The sequence below is a fragment of the Labrenzia sp. PO1 genome (assembly GCF_012273635.1).
Taxonomy (GTDB): Bacteria; Pseudomonadota; Alphaproteobacteria; order Rhizobiales; family Stappiaceae; genus Roseibium; species Roseibium algicola.
Genome location: NZ_JAAXCR010000005.1, coordinates 20,524 through 37,386, shown reverse-complemented (window position 1 = coordinate 37,386; position 16,863 = coordinate 20,524). Strand labels below are relative to the sequence as shown.

At 60.3% G+C, this 16,863-nt stretch carries 18 protein-coding genes; 2 read left to right on the top strand and 16 right to left on the bottom strand.

What is annotated here, in order from left to right; translation table 11 throughout:
• Nucleotides 1-290: 290 nt before the first annotated feature.
• The gene (locus HCG46_RS23645) at nucleotides 291-1,880 is read right to left on the bottom strand and encodes a GMC family oxidoreductase N-terminal domain-containing protein (protein ID WP_168687598.1); all 1,590 of its coding nucleotides are present in this window, start codon (nucleotides 1,878-1,880) and stop codon (nucleotides 291-293) included.
• A gap of 30 nt (nucleotides 1,881-1,910) precedes the next feature.
• Nucleotides 1,911-2,681 (bottom strand): alpha/beta hydrolase, encoded by a 771-nt coding sequence (locus tag HCG46_RS23640; RefSeq protein ID WP_286185520.1) that lies wholly within the window; start codon nucleotides 2,679-2,681, stop codon nucleotides 1,911-1,913.
• A 158-nt stretch (nucleotides 2,682-2,839) separates the two neighbouring features.
• On the opposite strand from HCG46_RS23640, the gene HCG46_RS23635 reads away from it, so the two are divergent.
• Nucleotides 2,840-3,310, top strand: a complete 471-nt coding sequence (locus HCG46_RS23635; protein ID WP_075283490.1) for a MarR family transcriptional regulator — start codon at nucleotides 2,840-2,842, stop codon at nucleotides 3,308-3,310.
• An 18-nt stretch (nucleotides 3,311-3,328) separates the two neighbouring features.
• On the opposite strand, the gene HCG46_RS23630 is transcribed toward HCG46_RS23635, so the two are convergent.
• Nucleotides 3,329-4,111 (bottom strand): SDR family oxidoreductase, encoded by a 783-nt coding sequence (locus HCG46_RS23630; protein WP_168687596.1) that lies wholly within the window; start codon nucleotides 4,109-4,111, stop codon nucleotides 3,329-3,331.
• Nucleotides 4,108-4,437, bottom strand: coding sequence for a nuclear transport factor 2 family protein (locus HCG46_RS23625; RefSeq protein WP_168687595.1), 330 nt, complete (start codon nucleotides 4,435-4,437; stop codon nucleotides 4,108-4,110). Before HCG46_RS23625 ends, HCG46_RS23630 begins: the two co-directional genes overlap by 4 nt.
• A gap of 134 nt (nucleotides 4,438-4,571) precedes the next feature.
• Between HCG46_RS23625 and HCG46_RS23620 the strand changes: the two genes are divergently transcribed.
• Nucleotides 4,572-5,501, top strand: coding sequence for a LysR family transcriptional regulator (locus HCG46_RS23620; RefSeq protein ID WP_168687594.1), 930 nt, complete (start codon nucleotides 4,572-4,574; stop codon nucleotides 5,499-5,501).
• 37 nt (nucleotides 5,502-5,538) lie between these two features.
• Here HCG46_RS23620 and HCG46_RS23615 read toward each other — a convergent pair whose 3' ends face one another.
• From HCG46_RS23615 to ugpC, 12 genes are all read right to left on the bottom strand, one after another.
• On the bottom strand, nucleotides 5,539-5,706 hold the full coding sequence (locus tag HCG46_RS23615; RefSeq protein ID WP_168687593.1) for a hypothetical protein: 168 nt from the start codon (nucleotides 5,704-5,706) through the stop codon (nucleotides 5,539-5,541).
• A gap of 48 nt (nucleotides 5,707-5,754) precedes the next feature.
• A complete protein-coding gene (locus HCG46_RS23610) occupies nucleotides 5,755-6,450 on the bottom strand; it encodes an RraA family protein (RefSeq protein WP_168687592.1) in 696 nt (231 codons plus the stop codon).
• Between the two features lie 7 nt (nucleotides 6,451-6,457).
• Nucleotides 6,458-7,156 carry an alpha/beta hydrolase gene (locus HCG46_RS23605; RefSeq protein WP_168687591.1) on the bottom strand — a complete coding sequence of 233 codons (699 nt, stop codon included), beginning with the start codon at nucleotides 7,154-7,156 and terminating at the stop codon, nucleotides 6,458-6,460.
• 61 nt (nucleotides 7,157-7,217) lie between these two features.
• Entirely contained in the window at nucleotides 7,218-8,180 is a 963-nt protein-coding gene (locus HCG46_RS23600; protein ID WP_168687590.1) for a cupin domain-containing protein, read from the bottom strand.
• Between the two features lie 131 nt (nucleotides 8,181-8,311).
• Entirely contained in the window at nucleotides 8,312-9,331 is a 1,020-nt protein-coding gene (locus tag HCG46_RS23595) for a LacI family DNA-binding transcriptional regulator (RefSeq protein WP_031269438.1), read from the bottom strand.
• The gene (locus HCG46_RS23590; RefSeq protein ID WP_168687589.1) at nucleotides 9,331-10,095 is read right to left on the bottom strand and encodes an SDR family oxidoreductase; all 765 of its coding nucleotides are present in this window, start codon (nucleotides 10,093-10,095) and stop codon (nucleotides 9,331-9,333) included. The genes HCG46_RS23595 and HCG46_RS23590 overlap by 1 nt, the downstream gene beginning before the upstream one ends.
• On the bottom strand, nucleotides 10,092-11,423 hold the full coding sequence (gene hisD, locus HCG46_RS23585; protein WP_023001281.1) for a histidinol dehydrogenase: 1,332 nt from the start codon (nucleotides 11,421-11,423) through the stop codon (nucleotides 10,092-10,094). The genes HCG46_RS23590 and hisD overlap by 4 nt, the downstream gene beginning before the upstream one ends.
• 121 nt (nucleotides 11,424-11,544) lie before the next feature.
• Nucleotides 11,545-12,843 (bottom strand): TRAP transporter large permease, encoded by a 1,299-nt coding sequence (locus HCG46_RS23580; protein ID WP_168687588.1) that lies wholly within the window; start codon nucleotides 12,841-12,843, stop codon nucleotides 11,545-11,547.
• Nucleotides 12,844-12,846: 3 nt separating this feature from the next.
• Nucleotides 12,847-13,338 carry a TRAP transporter small permease gene (locus tag HCG46_RS23575; protein ID WP_023001279.1) on the bottom strand — a complete coding sequence of 164 codons (492 nt, stop codon included), beginning with the start codon at nucleotides 13,336-13,338 and terminating at the stop codon, nucleotides 12,847-12,849.
• A gap of 25 nt (nucleotides 13,339-13,363) precedes the next feature.
• A complete protein-coding gene (locus tag HCG46_RS23570) occupies nucleotides 13,364-14,344 on the bottom strand; it encodes a TRAP transporter substrate-binding protein (RefSeq protein ID WP_168687587.1) in 981 nt (326 codons plus the stop codon).
• 401 nt (nucleotides 14,345-14,745) lie between these two features.
• Nucleotides 14,746-15,750, bottom strand: a complete 1,005-nt coding sequence (locus tag HCG46_RS23565) for a LacI family DNA-binding transcriptional regulator (protein ID WP_168687586.1) — start codon at nucleotides 15,748-15,750, stop codon at nucleotides 14,746-14,748.
• A gap of 52 nt (nucleotides 15,751-15,802) precedes the next feature.
• A complete protein-coding gene (gene ugpC, locus HCG46_RS23560; protein WP_168687585.1) occupies nucleotides 15,803-16,861 on the bottom strand; it encodes a sn-glycerol-3-phosphate ABC transporter ATP-binding protein UgpC in 1,059 nt (352 codons plus the stop codon).
• Nucleotides 16,862-16,863: the final 2 nt, after the last annotated feature.

Below are 16,863 nucleotides of genomic sequence, written 5' to 3'. Positions count from 1 at the left end.
TCGTCGGTTGCGATAGCGAAACTGGCATATTTCAACACCGTCGTCCCCTACCCCCGCCCCTGTCTATGTCAGCGGGCGGGGTTTCCGTTGTGAGCGAACGTCTGAAAGCCTGTTTGGTCTCTCCTGTTCGGATTTCTGCATCCACATTCGGAAACACCTGTCCCTTCATGCCCTGCCCGAGATGAAGATCGGCTCGGTTTGGCCAGGTGATCAATTAAGGTGGACGCGGCGGAGGCAGCCGCCGCGTCCAGACCATGTTTCAATCAGAGATTAAACGTCCCTTGGACGTGTCAATGGTCGGTGTTTGGCGCATCAGACAACCCGTGCTGGAGCCGGATCATATCCGCCGCCCGCTCTCCGATGACGACACATGGAGCCATCGTATTGCCGGTCGTGATGCGCGGCATGATCGAGGCGTCGGCCAGCCGAAGTCCCTCGATGCCATACACCTTGAGCTGATTATCAACCACCGACACGCTGTCCCGCCCCATCTTGGCCGTACAGGATTGATGCCAGTAGGTGACAGCGGATTTCCGGATGAAGTCGATCATGCCTGACTTGTTCCGGGACCGCGGTGCCGTCTCGGTTTTGACCAGCGGCGTGAAGGCTTCACTGTTTCCCGCCTCACGGCATAGTTCCACTGCCGCCAATGCAGCCGTCAGATCTTCCGGCTCACTCAAGGAGTTGGGTTCTATGAGCATAGGGTCGAGGGCATCCGGCCCGGATAGACGCAGCCGTCCCCGGCTTTTCGGCTGTGCAAGCCCGGCAAACATCGTCCAGCCGTGCTCAGGTGTTTCCAGGTCCGTTTCAACAGGGCTGGGCACGGCAAACTCAAGCTGGCACTGAAGGATATCGGGTTGCTGAAGACCGGAATTGCTCTTCCAGTAGAGGGTCGCTTCACAGCCGCCACCGCCGACCTCCTCAGGTTTGCGGTACGCCCAGGTACACCCAAACGCGATGTGATCCTGATGATTGCGGCCAACGCCGGGAAGATGCTGGACAACGGGGATGCCGTGAACCCGCAGTTCATCCTCCGGACCGATACCGGACTGCATCAGAACCTTGGGTGTGTGAACAGCGCCTAGTGACAGCACCGTTTCATACCGCGCGCGGAACTGCCGAACTTCGCCATCGACCAAAGCTTCGACGCCAATCACCTTCTTTCCCTCGAAAAGGAGCCGCGTGACCAATGCATTGGTCAGCACAGTGAGGTTTGGTTGCGCCATCATCTTGTGGGTGTAGGACCGGAAAACCGACTCCCGCTTGCCGTTGCGGATCCTCAGTTCCGCGATCGATGCACCGCCAGCGCTTTCCATCATCTCGCCGTTGGGCGTGTCGAAGACGGGAACACCAATCAGCTCCGCAGCGTCGAGAAGTGCCCTGGCAACCGGCTTGGGACTATCAGGTTGCGCGACGTGGACGGGGCCGCCGGATCCCCTTCGCAAAGGATCCGGTGTTCCGCGCCAGTCTTCAATACGGCGGTAATATCCGAGCACGGACTGGTATCCCCAGGCTTCGTCGCCGGATTCTGCGGCGAAATGGTTCCAGTCTTCCTTGTGGCCCCGGGCCCACACCATGACATTGATGCTTGAACCACCACCAAGACCCTTGCCCATGCTTAAGGGAAGCCGGCGGCCGGCGAGCCCAGGTGTTGGTTCACCAACGAAGCCCCAGTCACGGTCACTGCCAAGGTTCAACGGCCATTGAGCCGGTTCCATGACACTTTCGGCGAGATCGTCGCCTCCAGCCTCAAGGAGCAGAACCCTGGCATTGCCGTCTTCGGCCAATCTGGCTGCGACAACCGACCCGCTGGAACCTGCACCGCATACGATGAAATCGAATTCGGCATTTGTCTTTTCGAGCTGCATGGTCTTGTCCATGTGATCGACCTCTATCGATGCTTGTGTTGTTTAATGCTGGCTCGAGACCGTTTGTGCGGCTTCGTCGATTGTGTCGGCGACGACTTTCGGCCGGGTCATGAAGAGAGCGTGGCTGGCAGAGACCTTCGTGATCTTTGCGCCGATACGTTCCGCCATGTGGATCAGCATGGCCTGGTCGAATGCCTTGTCTTCGGTTGCAATCACCGCCCAACTCGGCTTGGAGCGCCACGCGGCATTCTTCAGCTTCGTGCCAAACGCTGCCAAGTTGAGGGGAACTTGAGAATCCCGCATGAAGGCGGCGTCCGCGTCGCTGGCATCATGGGCAAAGCCGGATTTGAATTTTTCCCGGTCGACATAGGCGAAATCGTCTTCCGAAGTGTCGATGACGAACTCGGAAGCTGCTGGAAATCCATCATATTGTTGAGCTGTCGTTTCGCCGGCATCCGGTGAAAGCGCCGAGACATAGACCAACCCGGCAACCTTCTGGTCGACCCCCGCTTCGGTAATGACCGTGCCGCCCCAGGAATGCCCGACAAGAATGGCCGGGCCGTCCTGCCGGTCCAATGCGCGTTTGGTGGCCGCAACATCGTCTTCCAGAGATGTCAGCGGGTTCTGGACGATGGTGACCCGGTATCCACGGGTTGTCAGTTCGTCATAGACGCCGCGCCAACCGGAGCCATCCGCAAAAGCGCCGTGAACAAGCACAACATTCCTGACAGTCTGATCCGCCGGAATGGTGTCTGACGCATTCGCGGACTTCGGTCCGATGACGGCAGCGGCGGCAGCCGCCAGAACAAACATTTTCGTCTTGGTCTTCATGGCTCTTCTCCAAACAAGTAGCGATAACAGTTATCGCGATAAGAGTTATTATAGGGATCGAATTTTCAGGTCAAGAGAAATGTTATCGCGATATTGTTTCTCGTGATGTGGTTTGATATACGGGGGCAAAGGAGCAGCGCATGACGAATGACCGGAAGAACAGTCCACCGCCTTTGGACGATCAACTCTGCTACGCGATCTATTCGGCAGGGATTGCCATTCAGCGCGTCTACAAACCCCTTCTTGACGAGCTCGGGGTGACCTATCCGCAGTATCTCGTTCTCAATGTTCTCTGGCGCGACGACCAGAAGACAGTCGGGGCAATCGCCGAGACCCTGGCGTTGGAATCCAGTACACTCACGCCGCTTCTCAAGCGTCTTGAAACGGCGGGACTGCTGCAAAGAACCCGAAATCCAAACAACGAGCGACAGGTTGTCGTGGCCTTGACCGACAAGGGCCGTGCGCTTCAGTCCAGGGCAGGATGCCTTGGCGAGGCTCTGCTGACGGCTTCGATGCAAAGCCCCGAAGACCTCGCGAGTCTCAACAAGAACATCCGAAATCTTCGCGACACGATCTATTCTCAGATCGGCGGGTGGGGCACTCCCGCCTGATCCGCGCGTTCGTCATGTCTACGTTGTCGGTATGGTGCCCCCGTCAATGACGTATTCGGTGCCGGTGATCGTGGCTGCGCGGTCGGACGCCACGAACGCAATCAGGTTCGCGACCTCTTCCGGTTTTGTCGGGCGACCGATCGGTATTCCGCCAAGCGCATCCATGATCATCTTCTTGCCGCCCTCGTAATCGGTGCCGGCCTGCTTGGCGAGACGGTCGGCAAGGCGCACCGACGCTTCCGTCTCAATCCACCCGGGCGATACACGCAGCACACGCACACCCCTTGGCGAGACTTCTTTCGACAGGGCCTTGCTGTAGGTGGACAGCGCTGCCTTCGCCGCCGCATAGGCGGTTGTCGATTCAGGCAGCGGCAGCTCCCTCTGGATCGACGAAACGTGGATGACAACACCACTTCCCCGTTCAACCATGTCCGGCACGAGTTGCCGGTCCAGACGAACGGCAGGAAAGAGATTGAGGTAGAGCTCGTTATGCCACTCGGCGTCCGTCAGGGCGACATACCCGCCTCCTGGAGCAGAGGAACCGCCGAGCATATGAACAATGATGTCCACGCCTCCCAGCCTTTCCCGGACAGCGGCGACAAGGTCATTGCAGCCTTCGGTCGTGGTCAGGTCTGCCGCGACGAACTGGACGCCATCTTCAAGCGGGTCCGGTCTGGTCCGGGCGCTTGTCAGCACTTCGGCTCCGAGTTCCCGGAATAGTCTGACCGTCGCAGCTCCTGCGCCTCGCGTTCCGGACGTGACAAGCGCCCGTTTGCCTTCAAGACTGAGGAACTTGCTCACGGCAGGATCTCCAGTTCGGCAATCTTCTCGCCCGTCAGGCGGAAAAAATACCTCAGGTCGACCGGGCTGCCGGGAAAGTTCCCGACAACGTGACCCGTCACCACCTTGCGATCTCCTTCCACCTCGATTGCGAAAGGCTCGACCGTGTAGGAGTACTTTGTTGAAGCTTCCGCCTTCCATCGGCGGATCGCGGTGCGTCCCGCATGCACGTTTTTCTCGTCCTTGACGACCGCGTCTTCGCTGAAACATTCAGCGACGGCATCGGCATTCCTGTTTCCGTCAGCTTCGAAATAGGCAGCAATCGGTCCTGGTAACCGGATATCCATCTGACATCTCCGTTTCTGGTGATGGTCCAGCCGGAACAGCGGTGTGTTCCGGCGTCGATGGTCGAAATATATGGCTGGACCTTAATCGCGATAATTGGGATAAAGCTGGATGTAACATCACGAAAATCGGAACAATGTCACGTCAGATCCTGGGAGAACTTGAAGCGGTTCTGGCCATCGCCAATCGAGGGTCTTTCCGTGCGGCGGCGCTCGAACTCGGGCTGTCGACGACGGCGCTCAGCAACCTTATTGGCAAGATGGAACGGCAACTCGGCGTTCGCCTGTTCAATCGCACCACGCGAAGTGTCTCGTTGACGGATGCCGGTCGAACCTTCGTCGAACAGGTGTCCCCTGCACTGCGTGACATCCAGGACGCAATGGCAGCCGTGCGCTCGCAACAGGACACGCCTTCGGGGACATTGCGCATCAATGCTTTCGCAACAGCTGCCCGGGAAGTGTTTGCGCCACTTGTTCTGGCGTTCGTGCAGCGCTACCCACAGGTTCACATCGATCTCGTCACCGAAGGCCGGATCGTCGATATCGTCGCCGAAGGGTTCGATTTGGGAATCCGAACCGCCGACCTGGTGCCAAGTGACATGATCGCTGTGCCGCTGGGGGCGCCTCGCAGCTTTGCTGTGGTCGCCACCCCCACCTACCTCGAAGAACATGGGAGGCCGGCCGCACCCCCCGATCTTCTGGCTCACCAATGCATCCGTGTCCGACTGCCAAACGGTGCACTTTATCGCTGGCATTTCGAGAAGGATGGCAATGCCCTCCTGATCGACGTGGAGGGTCCGATTACACTTGATGAAGCTTCGCTTGCACGAATGGCCGTTCTCGACGGGATCGGGATCGGGTTTTTCATGGAAGCCAACGTGCGCGACGACATCGCTGCCGGGCGACTTGAACGGGTCCTGCAGGATTGGACCCCGCCAACGTCGCCGCTGTGTCTCTATTATCCCGGGCGTAAAAACCCTTCGGCTGCCTTCCGGGCTTTCGTCAATATGGCACGGGAACTTGGCAAGGCAGCCACGCGAAGAGATCTATTTCCGGCTGAGCAATGAGCCACTGCCGTTTCTGGAAAGTGTCGTGCGGTTTCAGCTACAGCCGATCAGCGGCAACTGAACGTTTCTGACGATCAGGCCATGCCTTGATGATGGCGTTGGACCGGTCGATCGCATTCTGTCCGAACGCGATCTCGACGGCTAATACGAGCGCGGTCTGAGCCAGTCCGGGGCCACCGGGCAACAGGCAAAGAATGAACTTCAAGCTAAAGCAATTAGCCTGTTTCGTGTCCTCTTTGCTGTGCCCGTGTCCTTAGACGCGGGCAGCTTCGAAAGCCTTCCAGACCTTCTCGAAGGCGGCAAAGTCCATCGCTCCTTTTGCAGTGGCTTCCAGAACGATCTTTTCCGAGGCAAAGAGCTTGGCAATACCTTCTTTAAGGCCGGGTATGACCTCCACTGGAATGACCACGGCGCCATGACGGTCGGCGTGGACCAGGTCACCATCCTGGACAGTCAACCCAAAGATGCTGACAGGCGTGCCCAACTCGCGAACATGCACGAACCCGTGGCTGGGGCCGATGGAACCCGCGACGACCGGAAATCCTTCTGCCATATCGCCGAGGTCGCGCATGACCCCGTTGGTCAGGGCACCGGACATGCCGAAGGCCTTGTGGATTGAAGTATTCACCTCGCCCCAGTAGGCCCCGATGCAATGCGGGAAATCCACGTCCTCGATGACGGCTATCGAGGGTTTGGGAGCCTCGGCCATGCGCCGGTAGTATTCCATGCGGCGGGCGCGGATGACGTCCGCAGGCTCTGTGGGTGGTTCGAGTGCGGCGATCTTGGCCGTTGAGGCATAGCCCACCATGGCGCCACCCTCCGGTGCGCTGCACAGCATGGTGCCTCGTGTGAAGCCATTGAAGCCGCGCTTGCCCTCGACAACCTCGATGGCATTGCAGACCGTCGGCGTATCCACGCGTTTCAGCAGTTCCAGAAGTTCCTGATCCATTCTAATCCTAGTCCTCAAGCCATCGTCCGAGTGCGGCGTTCGTTGCCGCAGGCTGTTCCAGTGTCGTCAGGTGACCGGCTTGTTCGATGATTTCCAGAACCGAGTTCTGAAGCAGTTCGGCCATCTGTGTATGCCGATCAAGGGGGCAGAGCCTGTCGCTCTCGCCGGTCAGGACCAGAGCCTTGCCCTTGTAGGCGCGCAGCGTTTCGGTCTGTGACGGGCGGTCAATCAGCGCTTTCGACTGGCGCAGGAAGACCTCGGGTCCGAGGCTTTCGGCCATGTCAAGCGCAAGGCTCTCGAGGTCAGCAGCGGTCGACCTGTCATGTGCGAAATTTGGAATGACCTCGAGGCGCATGACGTCCGAGAGCCGGCCTGCGCGGACGGCCGCCATTTGCGGCGCCCGCTTTTCCTTCACCGTGTCCAGTTCGGTACGTGGATTGGTGTCGAGAAGTGCCAGACGCTCCACACGTTCGGGCGCCTGCCTCACGACCTCCATGGCGACGATCCCGCCCATGGAAAGGCCCGCGAGCGCAAAGCGTTGCGGTGCGCCGGAAAGGATCGCCGCTGCCAGGGCCTCGACATTGTCCTCGTTGCAGATCGGAGCAAGATGCAGTGCACGCGACCCGGAAAAGGCAGCGATCTGAGGCCTGTAGAGCCGGGCGTCGCACATCATGCCGGGGATCAGGACGAGCGGGAGACGCGTCATGGCCACTTCCTTTTCAAGAAGGCAGCCGGCGAGACCGGAGAGCCTCGCCGGCTGCCAGGTGTCAGTTCCCGGTCCAGGTCAGGCCAGCGGGATCATCTGTGGCGACAACCCGGTAGAGCGATGCCTCACCGGTCATCGACGGCTCAAGCGAGTAAGCCTCTCCGGCGAGCATCAGGGCGGTGTCGCCCGGATTGAGCACGGTTTGACCGCCGCTCCAGCTTAGCGCCCAGTGGCCGCGCATCGGCATCAGCACTGTCGGCTTATCCGGTGTGATGGTGTCGCTGGAGAGTGATCCGCGCGTCAGGAACTCGACCTCGAAACCGGGCTTGTCTTTCAGGAGAGCGTTCTCGCCGATCACCTTGGCCGGCTTTTTCGCTGCCAGCGCCATCAGGTCCCAGTAGCGGGCAACATAGTCGCGGACCACGTCCTCCACCGGCGTTTCCGGGAAAGCCTTCAGCTCTTCGTCGGTCAGAAGCGGCATCGGCGACACGTTGTGCGGCAGGGACTGGCCCTTCTTGCTGTCGTAGAGGACCCCGTTCTCCCCAAGGATGAGACCGTGTTCCCGCGCGTCCTCGATCACCTGAGGTGCCCAGGTCACGCCGCCGCCGGCATCATCGCCGCCAAGGATCGCCATGATCATTCCGTAGTCGGTGCCGATGTTCTCGAACCCGCGAAAAATCCCGGTCGGAATGTTGAAGATGTCGCCTTCCTCGGCAACGAATTCGCCGGCCGTGCCATAGCGGCCCCAGAAGAAGCGCCAGCGTCCCTTCAGCACGAAGAAGACTTCGGCTGTGGTGTGGTTGTGAAGCGAGTTGCGGCAATGCGGCGGCTGTCCCGCGGCACCGATATTGAAGCCGACCTTGTCGGTGATGTGGACGTGCTGGTCGGGACTTTCCGAAACCCCGCCGCCGATGATGGTGAAGTTTTCCTTCTGGTTCGAGCCAGGCGTATGGGCGTCGATGAAGGCAGTCTTGCACGGCTTCAGTTCACCGTAGCGAACGATGCGATCGTTGATCGAACTCATGTCGAATATCCTTGAGAAATCTGGTCAGTGTAGGGCGGCCAGCAGCCGGTTCGGCGGGTGGTTGTTCAGCCGCCGTGATCTCAAGCTCTGCAGATAGGTGTGATGCCGTTCCTCGGCCTGAAGCGGTGTCCTCATGTGCCGAACGGGTCCAGCTTGCGCGTGGAGCCGCGCTGGATCAAATCGCCCGGGATCAGGATGCGTGTGGGCTCTGTATGTCCCTCGACGCGGCCAAGCAATGTCTCGACTGTTGCCTCGACCATCCGGTTCACCGACTGGCGGACTGTCGTCAGGTCATAGGTCGGCCAGCCTGCAACGGGCACATCATCGTAGCCGACCACAGCGACGTCGCCCGGTACGGAAAGCCCCAGTTCGAAACGCAGAACGTCCATCACGGGAAGTGCCATATGGTCGTTGCCGACGAATACCGCGTCCGGTCTGTCCGCTGAACCGAAGAGCTCACGCGCAAGCTGGCGCGCCACATCGGTGCTGTATTTGCCGTCGAGCACGGCGCAGGGTTCGCGGCCGTGTTCGGCAAGCGCCTCAGTGAAACCGCGTGCGCGGTCGCGCCCGGTCGAAGATCCTTGCCAACCGGCAATATGGGCGATCCGTTCATGTCCGCAGGCGACCAGGAAGTTGGCGACGGTCCGGCCGCCTGCAAGGTTGTCGGAGGTTACCGACGACAGGCGGTTGTCGTCCTGACCGCGATTGAACATGACGATCGGGATGCCGGCGTCCTCGCAGCGTGTGGTCAGGTCGTTGGTGATCGCAACAGAGGCCGTGATGATGCCGTCGACGCGGTAATCGAGCAATTCGTCGACCACGCGGGTGACATCGTCCTCCTGGTTCTCTGCCAGAAAGATCAGGATGTGATAGCCCCTGGCCTGCAAGGCCCGGCTGAGACGCTCGATTGCGAGCGGATAGAACTGGTTTTCAAGGTAGGCCACGACGAGGCCGATGATGCGACTTCTGCCGGTAATCATCGCCCGCGCGATCGGGTTCGGTCGGTATCCGAGTTCCTCGGCTGCCGCCTCGATGCGGTCGCGGGTCTTCTGCGAGACGCTGGAGCCCGGCGTGAATGCACGGCTGACTGCCGACTGGGAAACCCCTGCCAGCTTTGCGACTTCGCTGAGTGTGACCTTTTCCTTGCTCATCAGTCCGCCGTCCAACCTCCATCGACCAGCAATGCCGTTCCGGTCACCAGGGAGGATGCGTCCGAGGCGAGGTAGACGACCGCGCCCATGATATCCTCGACTTCGCCTACCCTGCCAAGCTTGATCTTCTCCTCGATCCACTTGCGCCGTTCGGGGTTCTCGAAGGTCTTCTCGGTCAGCGGGGTGCGAATGAAGGTCGGGCAGATGGAATTGATGCGGATCCCCTTCGGCCCCCACTCGATCGCCATCGATTTGGTCATGCCTTCGATTGCGTGCTTGGAAGCTGAATAGACGGCGCGGTCGATGCCGCCGACATGGCCCATCTGGGACGAGATGTTGATGATCGAACCCGGCTTGCCTTCGGCTGCCAGCCGGCCTGCGGCCAGGGCTGCGAGAAAATAGGCTGCCCGGAAATTCAGGTCGATCACTGCATCGAAGTCTTCGGGCCGGGTTTCCAGCGCAGGACCATGGCGCGCCATGCCGGCGGAGTTCACGACAACGTCAAAGGCCGGCAGGTCGGCGAGGGCTTTTTCAAGCGCTTCATGATCTGCCATGTCGAGGACCAATATGTCCGCCTGCATGCCTTCGGCCTGCATTTCTGCCTGAAGGTCCTGAAGCGGCGCGGCCCGCCGGGCTGCCAGTGTTACTGCCGCCCCGGCTTCCGCAAGCGCGACAGCGCACGCCTTGCCGATGCCGGAGGACGCACCTGTTACGAGGGCGCGCCGGCCATCAAGACGAAAGGACGGGGTGCGCGGAAGGCTCATTCGGCCTTCTCCAGAACCGGTGCAGCCTCACCATAGGGGACGTTGACACCGCCATAGCGGCGGACGCGGACGTTGCACTGCTCGGCGTGGCCGACAAAACCTTCCAGCATGCACAGGCGCGAGCCATAAGCACCGATACTGGCCGCTGCTTCGTCGGTCATGACCTTCTGATAGCTGTGGGTTTTCAGGAACTTGCCGACCCAAAGTCCGCCGGTGTAGCGGCCGGCCTTCTTGGTCGGCAGCGTGTGGTTGGTGCCGATGACCTTGTCACCGTTGGAGACATTTGTCCGCGGGCCGAGGAACAACGCGCCATAACAGGTCATGTTTTCCAGGAACCAGTCGTCGCGGTCGGTCATGACCTGAACATGCTCGGAAGCGATGTCGTCGGCGACCTTCAGCATTTCCTCGTAGGTGTCGCAGACGATCACCTCGCCGTATTCTTCCCAGCTCACGCGGGCGGTGCCCGCTGTCGGCAGAATGGCGAGAAGCCGTTCGACTTCGGCCATGGTTTCTTCCGCCAGCCTGCGGCTGTTGGTCAGCAGCACGCAGGGGCTGTTGTAGCCGTGTTCGGCCTGGCCGAGCAGATCCGTCGCGCAGAGTTCCGCGTCTGCGGCGCTCTCATCGGCGATCACCATGGTTTCCGTCGGTCCGGCAAAAAGATCGATGCCGACGCGACCGAAGAGCTGGCGCTTGGCTTCCGCAACAAAGGCGTTGCCCGGACCAACCAGCATGTGCACCGGCTCGATGGTTTCCGTGCCGATGGCCATCGCGCCGACGGCCTGAATGCCGCCCAGCACGTAGATTTCGTCCGCGCCGCCAAGGTGCATGGCCGCGATCACGGCGGGATTGGGCTTGCCGTCGAAAGGCGGAGTGCAGGCAACGATGCGCGGAACACCGGCGACCTTCGCTGTTGCGACGGACATATGTGCGGAGGCCACCATCGGAAACTTGCCGCCCGGCACGTAGCAGCCGACGGACTGAACCGGCAGGTTGCGGTGGCCGAGAATGACGCCCGGCAGCGTCTCGACCTCGATATCCAGCATGCTGTCGCGTTGGGCCTTTGCGAAATTGACCACTTGCGCCTGGGCGAATTTGATATCGGACAGTTCCTGCTCGGTCAGTTGGGCGATCAGGCCGTCGATCTCCTCTTGCGACAAGCGGTAGGATGCCGGGGAATACTTGTCGAATTTCTCGCTGAGGTCGCGCACGGCAGCATCGCCGCGTTCCTCGATATCCTTCAGGGTTGCCTCGACAACGGCGCGCACCTTGGCATCGTCCTCGACACGGTCCGCTTCCGGCTTCCCTTTCTTCAGATACTCGACAGTCATTTCAGGTTCCTCAGTTTTCCGGGCGACTTTCTGCGCGGCGAAACCGCATCGTCCGTCGTCATCTTTCGAATGCGGCCGAAATGCCGCCGTTGTGTGGTTCAGCGGGTTGCCCGCCGAAGGTTTAGCGCCCGTAGCCCAGGAACAGTTCTGGCAGTCCAAGGGACAGGACGGGAATGAAAGCGATCAACAGGAGCGCAAAGATCATTGTCACCACCCAGGGAAAGATCCTGCGGGCGATGTCCTCGAACCGGATCTTGCCGACGGCGGCGGCCATGAACAGGTTTGCTCCGAGCGGCGGTGTCACGAAGCCGATGGCAAGCGCCACGACCATGACGATGCCGAAGTGAACCGGATCCACGCCGAGTTTCAGCATGATCGGCAGAAGGACAGGTGTCAGGATGACGATTGCCGCCAGTGTTTCCAGGAAGGTGCCGACGATCAGAAGCAGGACGATCGCGGCCAGCATCACCACCACCTTGCTCTGGGTCAGCGACAGCACGAGCTGGGCGAGATCGGACGGGATACGCTCCAGAGCGATGATGCGGCCGAAGGCGTAGGAAGCACCGATGATGACGAGCACGGCGGAGACCAGCAACGCAGCTTCCAGCATCATATTCGGAACGGCGGACAGCGGAAGCTCCCGATAGACGAAGCAGCTCACGATCAGGGCATAGACGACGGCGACGGCGGAACTTTCGGTCGGTGTCACCATGCCGGAATAGATGCTGCCGAGAACAACAGGCGGCATGGCGAGGGCGAGCTTCGCGTCCCAAAGGGCGGCCCAGAGACTGCCGGTGCGGGTTGGCGGTACCGGGTTGCCCGCACCCTGGTTTCCGGAGCGACGCTGTATCACGTTGTAGCCGATCAGGGTCAGCGCGATCACGAAGCCCGGAACGATGCCGGCCATGAAGAGAGCCGTCACCGAGACGCCGGAAGAGACCGCATAGACGATCATCACCACCGACGGCGGGATCATGACGCCAAGCCCGCCTGCGGAGGCCACCATGGCGCCTGCATAGGCCCGGTCGTAGCCCCGATCGACCAGAGCCGGGATCATGGCGAGGCCGATGGCCGCCACCGTCGCGGATCCTGTTCCGGAGATGGCCGCAAAGAACAGGCAGGACATGATCGTCACGGTGCCCAGGTCGCCTGGCATGCCGCCGAAGGCATGGTCCGCAACGGCGATCAGGCGTTTGGAAATGCCTCCCTCGGCCATCAGGCTGCCGGCCAGGGTGAACAGCACCACCGCGATGAGCGTGAAGCTGTCGATGGCCGAGACCAGCCCGAGGGCATACATGTCGAGGCTGAGGAACGGAATATAGAGGATTGCGAGCATGCTCGCGGCACCGAGCGCAATGCCGATCGGTACGCCGATGAGCAACAGCAGCAGGAAACTACCGAAGAGAATGGCTGTCGTCATGGCTCAGATATCCGTCTGGGGGCCGAGGCGCGTGTCGCCATCAACGACGGCAGCCTTGATGGATTGCAAAAGACGCAGGCTGCTCAGGGCACCGGAAAAGATGATCGCCGCGTAAAGCACGGCTTGAGGCCACTCGGTGGAGCTCAGGATCTTGCCGCGGTCGATGGATTGCTGCGTGATCACGACACCGAGCCAGCAAACAACGACGGAATAGATCAGGAAGATCACCTCGGAGAGCACGAACATCCAGTGGCGCAGCGCCTTCGGCATGACATCGATCAGAACCGTGACACGCATGTGCCGCCGCTCGCGGATTGCGTAACTCACGCCGAAGTAGATCATGTAGACGAAGGAAAACCGGGCGAGTTCGTTCGCCACAGCTATCGAGGTGGAGAAGGCAAGCCGCGCAATCACGTCCGCGAAGACCAGAATGATGATCATGCCCAGCATCGAGACGATCACCGCCGGCTCGAACCATTTTTCGAGAAACCGCATTTTGCCTTCTCCTCCCCTGGTTCGCTTACTGCGCGACGGCCTGCATGAAGGTGTCGTAGAAGGAGTCGCCGACCTTGGCGCGAATGTCGCCTTCGATGGCGGCGTTCATTGTTTCGCCGAGGCGCTTCTTGTCGGCCTCCGGCAGCTCGTTCACCTCAAGCCCGGCTTCCTTGAGTTTGGCCAGGGTTTCGGCATTGGCGGCTGCGGTCAGCTCGCGCTGCTTCTTGACGGTTTCCACTGCAACTTCGTCGATGAGCGTGCGGTCGGCTTCGTCCAGGCCGTTATACCAGTCAAGATTGGCCATCCAGAGTTCCGGCCAATAGATGTGACCGGTCAGGGAAACGTATTTCTGCACCTCGAAGAAACGCTCGATGATCATCGAGCTCAGGGCGCTTTCTTGGCCATCGATCAGGCCCTGCTGCAATGAGGAATAGATCTCTCCCCACGCCAGCGGCACCGGAACAGCGCCAACGGACCGCCAGGCCTTGATGGCGATCGGGTTGTCTGCCGAGCGCATGCGCAGGCCTTCGAAGGCTTCGTAGCTGTCGAGCGGTGCACGGGAGTTGGTGAAGCTGCGGAACCCGAGTTCCATGAAGCCCATGTTCTTGAGCCCACGGTCTTCCATGGCTGCAGAGATGGTCTTGCCGGCGTCGCCGTCCAGAAGGCTGCGCGCGGTTTCTTCGTCCTTGAAGAGAAGGAACTGGTCGAGCACGGCCAGCTGATCGACAGTCGAGCTCAGATGAACCGACGCACCCGTGGTCATGGTGATGTTGCCGGACTGGACCAGGTCGGTCATTTCCTTGACGCTGCCGAGCTGGCCACCTGGAAAGATCTCTACCTGGATGGTGCCATTGGAGCGCTTTTCGAGTTCCTCCTCGAAGTAGCTCAGAGCCTGGTGGACAGGCGAGACCTCAGGCGTGGCATGGCCGATGCGGATGGTCGTATCGGCTGCTGCGTGTGTGACAAATGCAAGTGCGGCTGTTGCAGCCCAAACGGCGACTTTCATTCTGTTCCCTCCCGAGAAGCGAAATTGAAAACGGGAGAACCGGCATTTGGGAACGCTTGCAAGCTGCAGTCCCATCGGCTCCTCCCCGGAACACGATCGCGGCACCTCCGTATGCCTGCGACCCGGCCCTTGACCCGGTTCCTACGCCGGATTGAGGCGGTCCGCAAGACGTTTTGCAAACGTTCCCAAAATTTCAATTGTGGGAAAACACCCCAAAGTGCGTGCTAAACTCTTGGAAATTGATCGAAAAATTCGCGATTTGAGGCAGGCAAAAAATATTTTTGCAAAGTTTGTGAAAACGCTTGCAAGCGGAGTTTTCCGACAAGTGACACGCGAAGGCCTTGGCGAACCGGCGTCGGCCGCACAGCGGTCGCAGCTGGTAAGCGTTCTGTTCGGGAATACTAGCTTTGGGTCGTGCCGCGGATGACCTCGACCGGCGGAATGCGGACCTTGCGGACGTCCGTATTCCCCTCCTCTATCGCGTCGACCAGCATGGCGACTGCCGCCGAGACCATCTGGTTGATGGGCTGCCGGATCGTGGTGAGGTTGAACGAAGGCCAGGCGGCTTGCGGGATGTCGTCAAAGCCGACCACGGCTACGTCCTCGGGAACTTTCAGTTTGAACTCGAAGCGGATTACGTCCAGGGCTGCAAGCGCCATGTGGTCGTCGGCGACAAAGACAGCATCTGGCTGATCGGGCACGTCGAAAAGCTGGCGGGCTGCATCGGCGGCATCCGTGTAGTGATAGTTTCCGTCCGCTCGGGAGTGCAGTTCAACGCCTGCTTCCTGCAGCACAGCCATGAACCCGGCTTCGCGATCAATCTGCGTCGAGGCTCCGGAGAAGCCGGCAAGCAGGGCAACGCGTTTCGGCTGTCCGCGCAGAAGCGCTTTTGCCGCCAGTTCGCCGCCAAGGCGATTGTCGCTGGTCACCGCGCGCAGATTGTCCTTTGGCTGATCGCGGTTGAACAGAAGCACCGGGATGTCGAGGTCCCGGCACCGCTCCGCCAGTGTCGAGGAAACGGACACGGACACCATGATGATGCCGTCGACCCTGTAACCCATGATTTCCTGGATGACGGGCTCGACATCATTGATGGTGTTCGATGCCATGAACAGGAGGACATGGTAGCCGTTTTCCTGAAGCGCGATCGAAAGCTTTTCAACCGCTTCGGGATAGAACTGGTTCTCGAAGTAGTAGACGATCAGGCCGATGATCCGGCTTTTCCCGGTGATCATCGCCCTTGCCAGAACATTTGGCCGGTAATCGAGTTCGTCCGCGGCGATACGGATCTTCTCGGCCATCTTCTTGGAAACGGAGGCGCCCGGGGTAAAATATCTGGAGACTGCGGACTGGCTAACGCCGGCCTTGCGCGCAACGTCTACAGATGTAACCGGTTTGCTGTTCAAGCGGGCCTCCGTGATTTTATCATGTTCTGAGTACTCGTGCTTCGCGAACTTGTCACCCCTTCACGGTGAGCCGCCGGCCGTCCTGCGCATCAAACAGATGACAGCATTCGATCGGGATCCGCGCGCTGATCGGCGCACCGATTTCGGAGCGGAAGTCCTTGGCGGCCTTCAGGTTGACCAGTTCCCCACCCGCCTCGACGGCCACCATGGAGGCGTCGCCGAGAAGCTCCAGGGCGAAAACGGTCGACGACAGCTCGCCTCCCCCGTCAACAAGGGTCACATCCTCGGCCCGGAAACCCAGGGTCAACGGCCCGGAGATGTCACCGCGCAGACCTTCCACGCGGATGTTCTGAGCCGTAAATACGCCGGCGGAAATCTCTCCCTTGACCAGGTTCATCGCCGGAGAGCCGATGAAGGAAGCCACGAAAGTGTTGGCCGGGTTGTCATAGATCTCCGTCGGTGTCGCTACCTGCTGAATGACGCCACCGCTCATCACCACCACCCGGTCGGCAAGGGTCATCGCCTCGATCTGGTCGTGAGTAACGTAGATCGTGGTCGTCTTCAGCCGGTGCTGGAGGTTCTTGATTTCGGCGCGGGTCGACACGCGCAGTTTCGCGTCCAGGTTGGACAGGGGCTCGTCCATGAGAAACACCGTCGGCTCGCGGACGATTGCACGTGCCAGAGCGACGCGCTGCCTCTGGCCACCGGATAGCTCCGCGGGTCTTCGGTCGAGCAGGTCGGTCAGATCGACCATTTCCGCCGCCTTCATCACCCGGGCATCATGCTGGTCCTTTGGCACCTTGCGAACCTTCAGCGGGAAGCGGATGTTTTCGTAGACCGTCAGGTTGGGATAAAGGCCATAGCTCTGGAACACCATGGCGATGTCGCGATCCTTGGGTTCCAGAGTGTTCACGACCCGGTCGCCGATGATGATCTCGCCTTCGGAGATGTCTTCCAGACCGGCGATCATGCGCATGGTGGTGGACTTGCCGCAGCCGGACGGACCCAGCAGAACCAGGAACTCGCGGTCGGCGATGTGCAGGTTGAAGTTGTTGACGCCGTAGACATTGCCCCAGCGCTTGGTGACATTTTTCAGTTGGATCTCGGCCATGG